We start from the raw sequence: 14,439 nt of genomic DNA on the forward strand, positions 1-14,439 counted from the left end.
CCCTTATCCATTACGAACGGGTCCTCGCGCGGGTCGGCTGCACGATCAGGCGGTTGATGCCGGTGTCAGTAATTTCACTGTCGGCAACACGGAAATTGTCGAGCTGCATGGTGTGATAACGATCGAAGTAACGCTTGAGATCTTTTTCGACGCCGCTGTCGTATTCCGGCCGCACCGTGTGCGTACCGCCGGCGACGACACGTACCACCTTGCCGCGCTTGACGATCAGGCGGCCGTCCTTGAACACGTATTCCGGCTTTTCGAACATCGTCTCGGCATTCCTGTGCGGCTTGTACACGGTGATGTCGGCCACCGCACCGGGGGCCAGGTGACCGTAGTCCTGCAGACCGAGGCTCTTCGCCGGTGCCGCGCGCGTCATGATGGCGATTTCATACAGCGAGTATTCGCGTGACAGGCTGCCGACCGTGCTCAATGCTGCGGCATCCGGATGGATGCGCTTGAGCTGTTCGTCGCGGAACGACTTGTCCATCAACAGACGGATCAGGTGCGGGTAGGTGGTAAACGGTGCGCCGTTGGGGTGATCGGTGGTCAGGAAGATGCGCCATGGATCGTCGACCATGAGAAACAGCTCCAGACCGATCGCCCACTGCAGGGCGTTGACGAAATTCTTGTCCTTGTACTTGAACGGCACGACGCCACAGCCGGCGTCGCACTCGATGTCCATTGCGATCCACTTGTTCGGCGAGGCGTGTTTGTGCGCGGCGTGCTGCTTCATGGTGTCGCCGGAGGCGGTGACGGTCTGGCCGAACATAATCTGGCCGACGTCGATGGAGACGTTCTTGTTGCGGTTGACCGCCTCGGCGATCTGCGCCGCACCCGAGGAAAACGCGCGATCGCCCTCGGTGCCATAGCTGTGGAACTGGATATGCGTCAGATGTAGCGGCAGGCCGTCGCTGCCGTTGATCGTGCTCAGGGTCGTGTCGACGTTGCCGGGCACGCCCAGGTTGCAGCCATGAACATGCAGCGGATGGGTAACACCGAGCTCGTGCACGGCACGGCTCAATGCGGTGAGTATCTGCCGCGGCGTGACGCCGTAATGACTGTTCGGCTCATCGATGTCCATCTGCCGCTGGTTGAACTTGAAGGCATTGATGCCGCCGGGATTGACGACCTTGATCGCCAGCGACTGCGTGGCCTGCAGGGTCCAGGCAACATAGTCGTTGATCGCTTCCTGTTCCTTGCCGCTTTTCAGCATGCGCAGCAGGTAGTCGTCGCTGCCGAGCAGGGCGTAGGCGCCCTTGTCGACCATCGGCGTGTCGGCCAGTTCCAGGTGCGTCTGGCGTGCGTTCGACGGCAGCATTGCCGGTTCGAAGCAGGCGGTGTAGCCGAGTTCGGCGTAACGGTAGCCGGCAGTGGGCGTCGCCGGTACGGCATGGCCGCAGCCGGAATGCGTCAGCCGGGTCGCCGGCACGGGATCGTCACGATGGTCTTCCGGCAGCAGCATGCGCGCCAGGTTGAGCTTGCCGCCGCCGATATGCGTATGGATATCGATGGCACCGGCCATTACGGCATAGCCTTTCAGATCGTAGTGTTCGTCGATGGTTTCATCGGCACCGGGCTGACTGATGATGCGGCCATCGCGGATGTAGATGTCGCGGACCTCGGCGTTGACGCCGTTGACCGGATCGTAAACTGTTGCGGATGCGAGTTTGATTAACATGACGATAAAGCGTGCTGGCGGTTAGAGTCGGGCATGGATGGCCTGGAGAATGTCGGCGGCCCGCGTCCGGCCGATGTCACGTACCTGTTTAAGCGGCAGTGACACGACGCTGTCGGCACGTATCAGGGTACCGATGTGATCGACGCCCGGAATGCCGGCCGGAATGAACACATCCGGTTCACTTTCCAGGCATTGCTCGGAGTCGGCGATGACGATCGTCGGCAACTTGCGTTCGCCGGCCGGGACTTTACGTTCGCTGGCCAGGGTCGACAGCCACAGCATGGCGTCGACCGAGCGGTCATCCAGCAGGGTCTGCGTATCGTTGGCAACCGGATCGTATTCGGCATAGCCGCGGGCGAAGCTGACACGCAGCGGATAGCCGGTGAGCCAGGCGCTGACGCTGGTCGCGGTCGTGGCACCGTCGCCGCCGCCGAGAATGAAGCCGGAGCTGCGCGTGGTTTCGTTCAGTGTCTCGACCAGGTTGCAGATCGATTCGATGGTATGTTCGGCGGTGTCGTCGGGCAATTCGCCCGGCGCCCAGACGATGACGCTGTACTTCGCGTTCTTCAGTTGTTCGGCCAGCTTTTCAATGGCGTCCGGCTTGATGCTGGCGACCCTGTTATTCAGTGGCTGTCCCAGCAACACGGCGTTGACCGCGCCGGCAAGTTCGCCGAGCTGTTCCGGCGGGCACTTCAGCTGGCTACTCTTGATGCCTTTCGGCGCGCCGCTGGTGGGGGCCTTCAGGCCGTTGCCGAGGTAGACCAGCTGGCGTTGCGCCGGCTTTGGCGCGAACATCGTCTCGGCCGGCCAGATGGCGCGTTCGTAGAAACGCTGAAACTGGCGCGCGTCGGTTCCGACGAAAACGACCAGGTCGGCGCGGTTGCGAAGCTCGGTCAGCGAAGTGGTCATCCAGCCGCGTGATTGCAGCACGCGCATGTTGTTGCTGATGGCGCGGCCGTGCATGTGATCGAGAATGCCGTGACTGGCTTCGGCGAGATGGACGGCCGCGCGCATGCCGTCGACATCGGTGCCGAGTCCGGCCAGCAGCGGTCGCTCGGCTTTTTTTAGATGGCCGGCAGCGGCAGCGATCGCCTCGTCCAGCGATGCGGCCTTGCCGTTGACCCGCGGCTGCAGTTCCGGCGGCGTCTGTTCAATTACACTCTTGGCGCGCGGGCAGCATGCGTCAATGACTTTGAGCTTGCCCTGGCTTCGCTCAATGATCATGTCATCGCACAATAACGGGCAGAAAGGGCAGGTAACGCCCTCGAATCGGGCATTCTGGAGCGGGCTTGTTTCGCTTCGGGCGTTTGCAGCAGACATTTTATAATTCTATCGGGTTAAACTCGGCGCACGACTGGCGCGGCCACCACGGCGGCCATGATTTTTATCATGCACCGCAAAAAATCAGCTTATACATCAAATGCATCAGCGTTGTGCATGATACCGTGTTAGGCCAATGAATGCGATGGAAAACCCGTTTTGGAAACGCTGTTACTGGCAACCCAGAGTGAACAGATTGGCCCTGTTTACGAAACAGCCAACAGCCGGCCAAGGCGGGGAAAAAACGTGCCCGCAGTGTTACCATGAACACTCAAGAACGCATACAATGCGGGACTGACCCCGGCGGGCGCCGGAATTCCGGCTCCAATAACAGATTTATCCGCGGAACCAGAGTTTAGCGTGAGCGATTCCAGACCCTATAAAATGAGTCAGCATGATGCGATCAGCGTCATGGCGCCGGCCCGGCTGCACCTGGGGTTTGTCGACTTGAATGGCGCTCGCGGCCGGCGCTTCGGCAGTCTCGGTCTGGGCATCGAGGATCTAGGCATCGAGCTCAACGCCAGCCCGCACGACAGCGTCGAGGTCAGCGGCCCGGCCGCCGCCCGCGCTGCCGACTATGCCCGTCAGCTGCTGACGCACCATGGCATCGATCGGGGTGTGCAGTTGACCATCAAGCACACCATTCCCGAACACGCCGGACTTGGTTCCGGCACCCAGCTGGCCCTGGCGGTCGGCGTGGCAGTGGCACGCCTGTATGACCTGCCGGCGGCCCCGGAACAGGTCGCCGCCATCCTCGATCGCGGCAGCCGTTCCGGCATCGGTATCGGCAGTTTCAGCCACGGCGGCTTCATCGTCGATGCCGGTCGTGGCGACGACACGCTGGTGCCACCGGTGGTCAGCCGGCTGCATTTTCCCGAGGCCTGGCGGCTGGTGCTGATGTTCGATCCGGACTGCGCGGGGCTCAGCGGGCCGCCGGAGCGGGCCGCGTTCGAGAACCTGCCGCCAATGCAGCCGGAAGTGGCGGATCGCATCAGCTGGCTGGTCTTGATGCAGGTTCTGCCGGCCATTGCCGAGGCCGATTGTGCTCGTTTTGGCGACGGCATCAGCCGTATCCAGCAGTACATCGGCGACTACTTCGCGCCGGTACAGGGTGGCGTTTTTTACAGCGACAGGGTCGCCGCCGCGGCCGAACAGTTACGCGCCGCCGGCGCCACGGGTATCGGCCAGAGTTCCTGGGGGCCGACCGGCTTCGCCGTATTCCCCAGCGAGACCCAGGCGCACCAGGCGTTGCGCGGGTTACGCGATGCGGAGCGTTTGCCGGATGGCCTGGACATCCGCATCTGCCGCGGCCGCAACGCGCCGGCCGAGATCCAGCCGGACGCCGCCGCGGCCAGCCGCCGCCTGCAGGGGCTGTGAGCGGCGCAACCGAATTCATTCACACGCGACAATCAAAGACGGAAATCCGATGAAAGACCCGTACCTGCTACACGTATTCAATCCAACCAAAAATGTCAGCCCGTTCGATGTGAACATGGCCTATGAGGCCGAGTTCGACGGCGTAATCCCCTACAGCGAAGTGACCCTGGAAGAAGTTCACGACCTGACCCAGGACACGATTTTCTCGCGCGGCCCGACCGGCGTGAAGCGCACCGGCATTTTCATTGGTGGCCGCGAGTTCGGTCTGGCCATGGACATGCTGAACCGGGCGAGGTCGGCCATGGTGCCGCCGTTCGAGGTCTCGGTGTTCGCCGATCCGAGCGGCGCCATTACCACCGCAGCCGCGCTGGTCGCCGCCGTTGAAGTCCAGTTCAAGCGCAAGACCGGCGAGGCGTTGAAGGACAAGAACATTCATATTATCGGTGGTACCGGTCCGGTCGGTATCTGTGCCGGCATTCTGGCGGCCAACTGCGGCGCCAACGTCTACCTGGTCAGCCATCGCGGCGCCGAGGCGGCCCAGCACATCGCCAACGAGTACAACAAGCGCTACGACGTCGATATGCGCGGTGCCGATGGCGCCAGTGACGAGGACCACAAGAAATACCTGCAGGAATGCGACGTGGTCATCGGTTCGGCCAAGGCCGGTCTGCAGGTGCTGTCGAAGAAACTGATGGGGGATGCACCGCGCCTGCAGGTGGCCGCCGACGTCAACGCCGTGCCGCCGCTGGGCCTGGAAGGTGTCGGCGTGCACGACATGGGCAAGGAGCTCGACTTCACGCCCAACAAGGCGCTCGGTATCGGCGCGCTGGGCGTCGGCAACATCAAGTACAAGGTACACTACCGCATGTTCGAGCTGATGAAGCAGGCCGACAAGCCGCTGTACCTGGACCACGAGAAGGCCTTCGAGGCAGCCCGCGAGTTCGCCGCCGAGGCCAAGACCAAGTAAGCCGGCAATGAGCGGGACGTCCGCCCGCCCGCCCCGAAGATTGCTGATCATTGCACGATCGGGCCGGGCGCTGGCGGCGTCGGCACGGCGTGCCGGTTACTCCTGCGACGTCATCGACCAGTTTGCCGACGCCGACACCCGGGCGCTGAGTGACTTCTGCCGGGTCGCGGCACAGCTGACACCGGCCGTGCTCGCGCCGTTGCTGGCTGAATGGCATGACCGGGCCGGCGATGCCAATATTATCGTCGGCGGTGGCATTGAGGCGCAGCCGGCGCTGGTCGACTGGCTGACCGAATACGCACCGGTAGCGGCCAACAGCGCCGCGATGCTGGCGGCGCTCAAGCAGCCCCGTAAGCTGGCGGCATTGCTGGATGAGCTCGCCATTCCGCACCCGGCGATCGTGACTGATGCAGACGCCGCCCAGGGGCCGGCGACGGACTGGCTGGTCAAGCAGACCGGGGCTGACGGCGGCGGACACGTCCGCGGCTGGCAGCCCGCTGGCGGCCTGGGTACAGACGAGTACCTGCAGCGCCGCTGCAGCGGCCGGCCGGCGTCGGTAGTCTTTCTGGCCGGCGGTCACGGCGCGCGGCTGGTTGGCTACAATCATTGTCTGCAGGCAGCAGCGCAGACCGGCGATGCCGACGATTACCGCTTCGCCGGTGCGATCGCGGCGCCCTGGCCGGCGTCCCTGACCGCAGCCATTGCCGCGGCGGTGAGCAGGCTGGTCGCCGCAACCGGTCTGCGCGGTTTGTGTGGTGTCGATCTGCTGGTCGACGAGTCGAGCGGTGCGTTTGTCCTGCTGGAGGTGAACCCGCGACCGCCGGCGAGCTTCGAACTGCACGAGCAGGGTGGCAGCCTGGTCGCCGCTCATCTGGCGGCCTGCGACGGCCGTTTGCCGACTGACTGGCCGGCAGCGGGCGACTGTCCCGGCAAGCTGGTCGTCTACAGCGGAGACGCGGTCGCGGTGCCCGGCGACATCGCCTGGCCGGACTGGAGCGCGGATCGGCCACCGGCCGCCAGCCGGCTGCAGGCGGGCACGCCGCTGTGTACGGTGTTCGCCCGCGCGGCGACACCGGCGGCCTGTGAACAGGCGCTGTACGCGCGCCGAGATAAATTGATTAAAAGCATTAAAAATAATTCACAAATTACTGATTAAAAATACATTACTAAGGAAGCCAAGGCATGACTGACAAGCCAGAAAACCGCCCGAGCGTGAACCAGCTCACCGCCCCGCTGGTCGACGCACTCGTCGACGACGCCGATCTCCTGCGCCTCGGCGTCAGTACCATGGACAACGGCACACGTGTCATCGACGCCGGCATCGAGGCCCGCGGCGGGCTTGAGGCCGGCCGCCTGATCGCCGAGATCTGCATGGGGGGTCTGGGCAGTGTCAGCCTGCGCGCGTCGAGCAGCTTCAAGCGCTGGGCCTGGAACCTCGACGTGTATTCCACCGAGCCGGTGCTGGCCTGTCTCGGCAGCCAGTACGCCGGCTGGGCGCTGTCGCACGGCGAGGGCAAGAGCGCGTTTTTCGGCCTGGGTTCCGGCCCCGGCCGTGCCATGGGCAGCAAGGAGGACCTGTTCAAGGAACTGGGCTATCGCGACAGTGGCGACAGCGCCTGCCTGGTGATGGAGGTCGACCAGCTGCCGCCGGTAGAGCTGGTGGATAAAATTGCCGAAATGTGCGGTATTAAGGCAGACAAATTAACGTTGATTCTAACTCCGACCAGCAGTCTCGCCGGCTGCGTACAGGTCGTCGGCCGGGTGCTGGAAACGGCTTTGCACAAGGCCCATGCGCTTGAATTCCCGCTGGAGAAAATCGTCGACGGTGCCGGCAGCGCGCCGCTGTGCCCGCCGTCCGGCGATTTCCTCACCGCCATGAGCCGCACCAACGACGCCATCCTGTTCGCCGGCCAGGTGCAGCTGTTTGTCGACGCCGATGACGACGATGCCAAACAGCTGGCCGAGCAGCTGCCGAGCAGCGCGTCGAAGGACTACGGCAAGCCGTTCGGCGAGATCTTCAAGGCGGTCAACTACGACTTCTACCAGATCGATCCGATGCTGTTCAGTCCGGCGCGCGTGACCGTCTCGGTGATGAAGTCCGGCAAGTCCTATCATGCCGGCAGCCTCGACGAGCCGTTGCTGGATCGCTCGTTCGGCTGACGCCACCATGACCACGGAGCTGCCGCCGGCCAACCGCCGGGTTGCGATCTTCACCGACGATCCGGGTTGGCACGGCCGCGGCCTCGTCCAGGCGCTGGCCGCGCGCGGCTACAGCGGGCACTTCGTGTCGCTGGCCGACTGCCGGCTGGAACCCGGCCGTGTGCCCCTGGATGTCGTGGTGCCGGGCTTCGCCCGCCGGGCCCCGGCGGCGGTGTTCGTTCGCGGTGTGCCGGGGGGCAGTCTCGAGCAGGTTATCCTGCGATTGAATATCCTGCACGCACTGGAATGGCTGGGCGTGCCGGTCATGAATGGCCCGCGGGTCATCGAACGCACCGTCGACAAGGGTCTGACGACCCTGCTGCTGACCCGTGCCGGCCTGCCGACGCCGCCGACTTGGATCTGCGAGTCGACCGGCCAGGCACGCAGCATCATCCGGCGCGAACTGGCCGCCGGTCACCGGGTGGTCGGCAAGCCGCTGTTCGGCTCGCAGGGCGAGGGTCTGCAACTGTTCGATGCGACCAGTTCGGTCAGCGCCCACGGCGAGTTCTGCGGTGGCGCCTACTACCTGCAACGCTTTGTCGAGCGCATGCCGAACGACTGGTCGGACATTCGCGTGTTCGTCATCGACGGCGCGGCGGTCGCGGCCATGACCCGGCGCGGCGAGCACTGGATCACCAACCGCGCCCAGGGCGCACGCTGCGAGGCGTTGCCGCTGACGCCCGAACTGACGCGCCTGGCCGTGGATGCGGCCCGCGCCGTCGGTGCCGACTACGCCGGTGTCGATCTTATAACCGACATTAATAACAACCTTTATCTTATTGAAGTCAATGGTATTCCAGCCTGGTATGGACTCAAGCAGGCAACCGGCATGGACATGGCGCCGCGGCTGATCGACAGCCTCCTGGCGCGGCTGCCGAAACCGGACCTGGCGGTTATCTCGTCGTGAAGGATCGCCTGTCCGCGGCGGCTGTCGAGCAGTCGCTGCATACCGCGTTTGTCATGGACATCCGCGCCCTCAAGCCCGGCAATGTCCATGCGTATGCCGCCGGCCACGACATGACGGCGGCGGATTTCGAGCGCAGTGCCGAGGTCAGCGTGCCGTGCCTGTTGCGCAGCGACCGTTCGCCGGGCGAGCGGCTCCATGATGCGGTGGCGGCAACCCGCGCCGCGGTGGGCTGCAACACCAACCTCGGCATGCTGCTGCTGGCACTGCCGCTGGTGCTGGCGGTACAGCGGCCGGGGCAGGGGTCGTTGCAGGCACGCGTGCGGGACGTGTTGCGGTCGCTGGACGAGTTCGCCGACGCCGGGCATTTCTTTGCCGCGATCCGGCTGGCAGCGCCGGGCGGCCTCGGCGAGACGGAGCAGCATGACGTCAACAAGGCGGCCGACGTCTCGGTCATCACCGCGATGTGTGCGGCGCAGCATCGCGACCGGGTGGCGCGGCAATATGCCAGCGACTATGCTGATATCTTTGCTGAACCATTAAATGTGCTGCGCGACTGCAAAGAACGCTGGCACAGTGTAGAATGGTCGCTTGTTGCATGTTATCTTTCGTTTTTGACACAATTCAGCGATTCCCACATCACGCGCAAGTATGGGGAGTCGGTCGCCCGCGACGTGCGGCAGCAGGGCGACAAGATCTTGACCAGTTTTTTGAGTTACAGAAATCCGGAAGAGGCCGCGTCAGAACTGCTCGAATTCGATGCTCAGCTCAAGGCAGAGGCCATAAATCCAGGGACGAGCGCGGATTTGTCAGTGACGTGTTTACTGGTCAGCGAGTTGGAAGAGCGTCTGACCGAACAATAAAGTTCGCGATCCGGGGTTGTAGTTCCCTGAATCAAAACACACTCGGGGAGTTCCCCGGTCGCACTCAGCAATAAGGAAGGCAGCAATGTCTATCTTGAATAAAATAGTTAGCTTTTTAAAAGGAGAAGCACAGATGGCAAAGATTGATCGAGTACTCACTGGCGAGGCCCTGGTCGGCGACGGTAACGAAGTTGCCCATATCGACCTGCTCATCGGCCCGCGTGGCAGCGCCGCTGAGAACGCGTTCTGCAACGCCCTGACCAACAACAAAGATGGTTTCAGCACCCTGCTGGCCGTGATTGCACCGAACCTGCCGTGCAAGCCGAACACCATCATGTACAACAAGGTCACCATCAAGGGCGCTACCCAGGCCGTCCAGATGTTCGGTCCGGCCCAGCGCGGTGTTGCCATGGCTGTGATGGACTGCGTTGAAGACGGCACCATCCCGGCTGACGAAGCTGATGATGCGTTCATCACCGTTGGCGTTTTCATCCACTGGCTGGCCGAAGACAACAACAAGATCCAGGACTACAACTACGAAGCCACCAAGCTCTCGATCAAGCGTGCTATCGCTCGTGAGCCGAAGGCTGCCGAAGTCCTGCAGAAGCGCGGTTCCGCCGACCATCCGTTTGCCGCCCATTCATAAGCGGTAAGCTGATCGGCTTCAGACTTCGGTCTGAATCCGTTTCTGTTCAAGTAGTACTGAAATACTAGTACTGAAATACCCCGGTTCGCCGGGGTATTTCTTTTTGTGCGGTCGGAAAGTCTTCTGGTGACTGGTAATTGGTTAATTGGTGGGGGCGGCGACCACGCCGCGAAGCAAGGTTTGAATGCCGCGCCATAACCGGTTTTTTGTTCGCCCGCGGTCGGGCCTCGTATAGAGGGGGTCGACCGCTTCAGCGACGACAGGCCCGGATTGTCTGCCGGTGCAGGGCGCTGGACACCAGCGCGCCGTGAATGCCCATATCGTCGAGCCGTTGCAGATCGGTATCGTCGCGCACGCCGCCGGCGGCGTACAGGTGCCGGTCCGGTGCCTGTCGTTGCAGCTGCTGCAGCCGCTCATAGTCCGGGCCCCGGTTCAGCCCGACCTGGTCCAGCGTCATGACAATGACGTCCGCGGGCCATTGCTCGCCGTGTTCGTGTATGTCGCGGTCACCGATCGCGGTTTCATTCATAAAATCCAGCGACAGGATCGCCCGCGGCCATTGCGCCAGCTGTTTCTGTGTCTCGCCGGTGGCCAGGTTTTCCGTGCCGATGACGGGACGCAGGCGCTTGTTGTCCAGGACCGGGATATTGTCGATACGCCCGGCATCCACCCAGAACGCGCAGTCCGACAGCTGTTCGAGCAGGTGTTCGATCAACGCGTACTGCGGGTTGTGCCCCTGAATGGCATCGAGATCGGCGACGTAGATCGTATCGAAGCGATACAATGCACGCAGTCCGGTGATGACCGCGAGCGGCTCGCTGCTCTCGGCGAGCGGTGAGCGCAGCGGCTGATAGCCGGCGCGCTGGCCGGCGCGCGCGGCCACAACCTGACCGGCGCGGATATCGATAACGGGAATGATCTTCATTATTCAGGCAAGTGGCAGTACATGCGTCTTTTAATCTGCGAGTTTATCACTGGCGGCGGCATGCTGAATGAACCCCTGCCACCGACACTGGCGCGGGAGGGCGAGCTCATGCTGCAGTCGCTGGTCAATGACCTGGCCGCGTGCGACCGCGTCACGCACATCGACGTGCTGCGCGATGCACGCCTGGAACTGATCAGCGGCGACAAGGTGACCAGCCTGCCGGTGGCGCTGGATTTTCTGCAGAGCCTGAAGCGCAGCTGCGACAGCGTCGACGTCGTGCTGCCGGTGGCGCCGGAATCCAGCGGCATACTGCAGCGCATGACCGAACTGATTACAGGCAAAAGCGTTCAGCTGCTGGCCAGCGATACCGCGGCGGTCGAGCTGGCCAGCGGCAAGCGCCGGACACTGGCGACGCTGGCCGGTCAGGGTATCGCAGTGGTGCCCGTCGTCGATCCGGCCGACGCGCATTCGCGGCCGGCGCAGGACTGGGTGATCAAGCCGGATGACGGCGTTGGCGGCGAGGGTTGCCGCCGCCTGCCGGTGCCGCCGGACAATCTCGGTGGCGCGGATCTGCTGCAGCCGTTCATCGCTGGCTGCCCGGCGAGTCTCAGCCTGCTTTGCACCGGCGGTCGCGCGCGCCTGCTGGCCGTCAACGAGCAATACGTCGACCTGGATCAGGAGCATTGTCAGTTACGCGGCGTCAATGTGAACGGCCTGTTGCCGGACCTGACACGGCAACAGCTCGACGCTCTGCAGGCCCTGGCAGACGCAATCGCGGCCGCCATACCGGGTCTCTGGGGCTGGGTCGGCGTCGACGGCATCTTCACCGATGGCGCATTTACGGTGCTTGAGATCAACCCGCGCCTGACCACGGCCTACTGCGGCCTGCACCAGTCCCTGCAGCACAACCCGGCCGAGTGGCTGCTCGATCTGGCCGTCGACGGACAGCTGCCGGCTTTTTCACTGGCACAGGCACGGCCGGTAGAGGTCTGGCTGTGACGCACCATATCGGCTGGGACATCGGCGGCGCGCATCTGAAGATGGTCGCGCTGGATGACCGGGGTCGGGTGGTGCGGTTGCAGCAGCTGCCGGCACCGTTGTGGCAGGGGCTCGATACGCTGGTACAGGCCTTCACCACGGCGCTGGAAACATTACCCGCCGACTCGCGCGAACATGCCGTGACCATGACCGGGGAATTGGCCGACTGCTTTCCGGATCGCGCCAGCGGGGTATGCGCCCTGGTCGATGCGGCTGTCGAACGGCTCGGTACGGACATCCGCATCTACAGCACCGCCGGGTTGCTCGAACCGGCCGCGGCGCGCGTGCAGCCAGCCGGGGTTGCCTCGGCCAACTGGCATGCCAGTGCGGCGTGGCTGGGCCGGTATTATCAGGATGCGCTGCTGCTGGATATCGGCAGCACGACCACCGACATCATTCCGATCCGCGCCGGTCAGCCGGCCAGCCGGGGTTATACCGACCGCCAGCGCATGCAGTATGATGAACTGGTGTACAGCGGCGTTGTGCGCACGCCGGTGATGGCCGTGGCGCAGTACGCGCCGGTGGCCGGCGTCGATCAGCACCTGGCGGCCGAGACATTCGCGGTCATGGCGGACGTTTACCGATTGCTCGAACAGTTGCCGGCGGACGCCGATCAGCACCCGACCGCCGACGGCGGCGACCAAAGTGTCGCGGCCAGCGCCCGGCGGCTGGCGCGCATGGCCGGTACCGACATGCAGGACTGCGACATGTCGGTCTGGCTGGAACTCGCGGACCACCTCGGCCAGCGGCAGACGGATGTCCTGGTCCGTGCACTGGAGCGGGTCGCGATCGCTGCCGGTCTCGATGCGCAGGCGCCGCTGGTCGGTGCCGGCTGCGGTCGTTTCCTGGTCAGGACAATCGCGTGCATCACGGAGCGGCCCTATCACGATGCGCTGGAAACCATGAACGATCGACTCGATCAGCAACACCAGACTACCGACATGCTGCCGGCGTTTGCGCTGGCCGACGGACTGTGTAAGCACGCGGATGTGACATGAAGCATATTGAAATCGCCTACCAATCCGATCCCACCATCCAGTTCAGCCACCTTGCCCATGAACCCTGGGCGGTGTTGCTGGACAGCGGCTACCCGCACATCAGTCGCGGCCGTTACGATATCTTCGCCGCACGGCCGACGCGCACGCTGACTACGCGCGGCGGTATCACGCGCATTGAGACCAGTGACGGCGCGATCAGCGACAGCGAAGCCGACCCGTTCGCACTGCTGCGCGACGCGCTGGGCGAGCGCAGCCCGAACCATACCGGTCTGCCGTTCTGCGGCGGTGCGCTGGGTTACTTTGGCTACGATCTCGGTCGCCGTATCGAGACACTGCCACAGATCGCCGAGCACGATATCGATTTGCCGGATATGGCGATCGGCATCTACGACTGGACCGTGGTCATCGATCATCACCAGCGCCGCAGCTGGCTGGTGACCGAATGCCGCGATCCGCGCACCGCCGGCCAGGCCGATGCGCTGCGCAGCCTGTTCAACGGCCCGGGCGCTACCAGCGAACTGGCACCGTTTGCGGTGACTTCGGATATACGTGCGAACATGGACGAGCAGCAGTATGCCGACGCCTTCGAGCGCATCAAGCACTACATCCGCGAGGGCGACTGTTACCAGGTCAACCTGGCACAGCGTTTCAGCGTCGACGTCAGTGGCGATCCGTGGCTGGCCTATCTCAACCTGCGCAGCATCAACCCGGCGCCGTACGCCGGTTTCATGCGCCTGCCGGAAGGCGCGGTGCTGAGTTCCTCGCCCGAACGTTTCCTCAAGCTCGAGGACGACCGCGTCGAGACCAAGCCGATCAAGGGCACGCGTGCCCGCGGCACCAAGGGCTATGAGGATCTCGCGGTCGCCGACCAGCTCATCCACAGCGAGAAGGATCGCGCCGAGAACGTCATGATCGTTGACCTGCTGCGCAACGACATCGGCAAGAACTGCCGCATGGGATCGGTCTCGGTGCCGAAACTGTTCGCACTGGAAAGCTTCGCCACAGTGCATCACCTGGTCAGCACCGTTACCGGCACGCTGGCTGACGGCAGGCACGCACTGGACCTGCTGCGCGGCTGTTTCCCCGGCGGCTCGATCACCGGCGCACCCAAGGTCCGCGCCATGGAGATCATCGAGGAACTGGAACCGCACCGGCGCAGCATCTACTGCGGCTCGCTGGGTTACATCGGTTTCGACGGCGACATGGACACCAATATCGCCATCCGCACGCTGGTGCAGTACAACGATCGCATGCACTGCTGGGCCGGCGGCGGCATCGTCAACGACTCGACCCGCGAAAGCGAATACCAGGAAAGCTTCGACAAGGCCGCCGCCATGCTGAAGGTGCTCGGTACCGATCATTACCCGCAGGCCGCGGGGGAATAGAAAGTGACTGGTGATTAGGGGCTGTTGATCTTTGCGATGTGATTAAGGATGGGCATGGTGCCTGTTATCATTGTTTTTCCGACAAAACAGTGAGTTGAGGCGACCATGCCCAGAATGATGTTAACAGATGCCGACT

At 63.5% G+C, this 14,439-nt stretch carries 13 protein-coding genes; 10 read left to right on the forward strand and 3 right to left on the reverse strand.

The genetic code is table 11. The annotated features are described in order from the left end of the window. Window positions 1-10: 10 nt before the first annotated feature. Window positions 11-1,681, reverse strand: a complete 1,671-nt coding sequence (locus J2T55_RS12320) for a formylmethanofuran dehydrogenase subunit A (RefSeq protein ID WP_259057456.1) — start codon at window positions 1,679-1,681, stop codon at window positions 11-13. Between the two features lie 21 nt (window positions 1,682-1,702). Beyond that, window positions 1,703-2,905 (reverse strand): formylmethanofuran dehydrogenase subunit B, encoded by a 1,203-nt coding sequence (locus J2T55_RS12325; RefSeq protein ID WP_259057458.1) that lies wholly within the window; start codon window positions 2,903-2,905, stop codon window positions 1,703-1,705. 456 nt (window positions 2,906-3,361) lie between these two features. Here J2T55_RS12325 and J2T55_RS12330 point away from each other — a divergent pair, with 456 nt between their 5' ends. The 7 genes from J2T55_RS12330 (at window position 3,362) to fae (ending at window position 9,957) form a co-directional block, all read left to right on the forward strand. Further along, window positions 3,362-4,378: a beta-ribofuranosylaminobenzene 5'-phosphate synthase family protein gene (locus J2T55_RS12330; protein WP_259057461.1), complete on the forward strand. Its 1,017-nt coding sequence runs from the start codon at window positions 3,362-3,364 to the stop codon at window positions 4,376-4,378. Window positions 4,379-4,427: 49 nt separating this feature from the next. After that, window positions 4,428-5,345 (forward strand): NAD(P)-dependent methylenetetrahydromethanopterin dehydrogenase, encoded by a 918-nt coding sequence (locus J2T55_RS12335; RefSeq protein WP_259057463.1) that lies wholly within the window; start codon window positions 4,428-4,430, stop codon window positions 5,343-5,345. 7 nt (window positions 5,346-5,352) lie between these two features. Next, window positions 5,353-6,501, forward strand: a complete 1,149-nt coding sequence (locus tag J2T55_RS12340) for an ATP-grasp domain-containing protein (RefSeq protein ID WP_259057465.1) — start codon at window positions 5,353-5,355, stop codon at window positions 6,499-6,501. A gap of 26 nt (window positions 6,502-6,527) precedes the next feature. Further along, window positions 6,528-7,505 carry a methenyltetrahydromethanopterin cyclohydrolase gene (gene mch, locus J2T55_RS12345; protein WP_259057468.1) on the forward strand — a complete coding sequence of 326 codons (978 nt, stop codon included), beginning with the start codon at window positions 6,528-6,530 and terminating at the stop codon, window positions 7,503-7,505. A gap of 7 nt (window positions 7,506-7,512) precedes the next feature. Further along, the gene (locus J2T55_RS12350) at window positions 7,513-8,451 is read left to right on the forward strand and encodes a RimK family alpha-L-glutamate ligase (RefSeq protein WP_259057471.1); all 939 of its coding nucleotides are present in this window, start codon (window positions 7,513-7,515) and stop codon (window positions 8,449-8,451) included. Beyond that, window positions 8,448-9,311, forward strand: a complete 864-nt coding sequence (locus tag J2T55_RS12355; RefSeq protein WP_259057474.1) for a triphosphoribosyl-dephospho-CoA synthase — start codon at window positions 8,448-8,450, stop codon at window positions 9,309-9,311. Before J2T55_RS12350 ends, J2T55_RS12355 begins: the two co-directional genes overlap by 4 nt. 133 nt (window positions 9,312-9,444) lie before the next feature. Continuing rightward, window positions 9,445-9,957: a formaldehyde-activating enzyme gene (gene fae, locus J2T55_RS12360; RefSeq protein WP_259057477.1), complete on the forward strand. Its 513-nt coding sequence runs from the start codon at window positions 9,445-9,447 to the stop codon at window positions 9,955-9,957. Between the two features lie 250 nt (window positions 9,958-10,207). Here the strand turns inward: fae and J2T55_RS12365 are convergent, their stop codons facing one another. Then, window positions 10,208-10,882, reverse strand: a complete 675-nt coding sequence (locus J2T55_RS12365; RefSeq protein WP_259057492.1) for a HisA/HisF-related TIM barrel protein — start codon at window positions 10,880-10,882, stop codon at window positions 10,208-10,210. Window positions 10,883-10,903: 21 nt separating this feature from the next. On the opposite strand from J2T55_RS12365, the gene J2T55_RS12370 reads away from it, so the two are divergent. From J2T55_RS12370 to pabB, 3 genes are read left to right on the forward strand one after another with little or no spacing between them, the layout of a single operon-like run. Beyond that, window positions 10,904-11,881 (forward strand): ATP-grasp domain-containing protein, encoded by a 978-nt coding sequence (locus J2T55_RS12370; protein ID WP_259057494.1) that lies wholly within the window; start codon window positions 10,904-10,906, stop codon window positions 11,879-11,881. After that, a complete protein-coding gene (locus tag J2T55_RS12375) occupies window positions 11,878-12,918 on the forward strand; it encodes a hydantoinase/oxoprolinase family protein (RefSeq protein WP_259057495.1) in 1,041 nt (346 codons plus the stop codon). Before J2T55_RS12370 ends, J2T55_RS12375 begins: the two co-directional genes overlap by 4 nt. Then, window positions 12,915-14,303 carry an aminodeoxychorismate synthase component I gene (pabB, locus tag J2T55_RS12380; RefSeq protein WP_259057497.1) on the forward strand — a complete coding sequence of 463 codons (1,389 nt, stop codon included), beginning with the start codon at window positions 12,915-12,917 and terminating at the stop codon, window positions 14,301-14,303. The genes J2T55_RS12375 and pabB overlap by 4 nt, the downstream gene beginning before the upstream one ends. The last annotated feature ends 136 nt before the right edge of the window (window positions 14,304-14,439 follow it).

The organism is Methylohalomonas lacus, from assembly GCF_024808875.1.
GTDB lineage: Bacteria > Pseudomonadota > Gammaproteobacteria > Methylohalomonadales > Methylohalomonadaceae > Methylohalomonas > Methylohalomonas lacus.

Bases quoted from the DNA above. Each gene is read 5' to 3' on its own strand.
- J2T55_RS12340 (WP_259057465.1), top strand. From the start codon at position 5,353: ATGAGCGGGACGTCCGCCCGCCCGCCCCGAAGATTGCTGATCATTGCA.
- J2T55_RS12370 (WP_259057494.1), top strand. From the start codon at position 10,904: ATGCGTCTTTTAATCTGCGAGTTTATCACTGGCGGCGGCATGCTGAAT.
- pabB (WP_259057497.1), top strand. From the start codon at position 12,915: ATGAAGCATATTGAAATCGCCTACCAATCCGATCCCACCATCCAGTTC.
- J2T55_RS12335 (WP_259057463.1), top strand. From the start codon at position 4,428: ATGAAAGACCCGTACCTGCTACACGTATTCAATCCAACCAAAAATGTC.
- J2T55_RS12365 (WP_259057492.1), bottom strand. From the start codon at position 10,882: ATGAAGATCATTCCCGTTATCGATATCCGCGCCGGTCAGGTTGTGGCC.
- J2T55_RS12320 (WP_259057456.1), bottom strand. From the start codon at position 1,681: ATGTTAATCAAACTCGCATCCGCAACAGTTTACGATCCGGTCAACGGC.
- J2T55_RS12350 (WP_259057471.1), top strand. From the start codon at position 7,513: ATGACCACGGAGCTGCCGCCGGCCAACCGCCGGGTTGCGATCTTCACC.
- J2T55_RS12325 (WP_259057458.1), bottom strand. From the start codon at position 2,905: ATGATCATTGAGCGAAGCCAGGGCAAGCTCAAAGTCATTGACGCATGC.
- mch (WP_259057468.1), top strand. From the start codon at position 6,528: ATGACTGACAAGCCAGAAAACCGCCCGAGCGTGAACCAGCTCACCGCC.
- fae (WP_259057477.1), top strand. From the start codon at position 9,445: ATGGCAAAGATTGATCGAGTACTCACTGGCGAGGCCCTGGTCGGCGAC.